The sequence below is a fragment of the Psychrobacter sp. T6-1 genome (genome assembly GCF_052258445.1).
In genome coordinates this window covers 1-662 of the sequence record NZ_JBQQFC010000729.1, presented here as the reverse complement: position 1 = coordinate 662, position 662 = coordinate 1, and the positions used below count along the sequence as shown (strand labels likewise).

Annotated in this window: 1 protein-coding gene; it reads right to left on the bottom strand. The window is 47.1% G+C overall.

The annotated features are described in order from the left end of the window. The coding region (gene maeA / locus ACTXGO_RS15675; protein ID WP_443575174.1) for an oxaloacetate-decarboxylating malate dehydrogenase at positions 1–662 on the bottom strand (662 nt) is incomplete at both ends.

Below are 662 nucleotides of genomic sequence, written 5' to 3'. Positions count from 1 at the left end.
TTTTGTCCACTGACACCGAACAATACTGTGATCTGTGCCTGCTTGACCACTTGTAAAAGCCCAAGTTTTTGACTTTTGTCCCAGTGCTGGATATCAGCTTCGTTTTGTACCAACGGCACTTGGAATGCTTGCAGTTCTGTCATACTATCGGTGAGCAGACCATAACGATCCACCATAAATACCTGACTGCGTGCCTGCACCTCAGACAACCCTTCACGCTGCATTTGGCGAATAATGTGCTCCGCGATACCGCAGCCTGCGGATCCTGCACCCAAAAACGCTATTTTTTGCTCGCTAAGTTTTTCGCCTTTATCTAAACAAGCCGCGATTAAGGCACCGACCGACACCGCAGCCGTTCCTTGGATGTCATCATTAAAGCAGCATATTTGATCACGGTATCGGTTCAGTAATGGCGTCGCGTTTTCTTGCGCGAAATCCTCAAACTGTAATAACACCTCAGGCCAGCGCCGTTTAACCGCTTGAATGAATAAGTCGACAAACTCGTTATATTCATCGCCTGAGATACGTGGATTTCTCCAGCCCATGTACATAGGATCATCAAGTAATTGCTGATTATTGGTACCGACATCTAACAAGATCGGTAGACAATACGCAGGACTAATGCCGCCACAAGCGGTGTACAAAGACAACTTACCGATGGG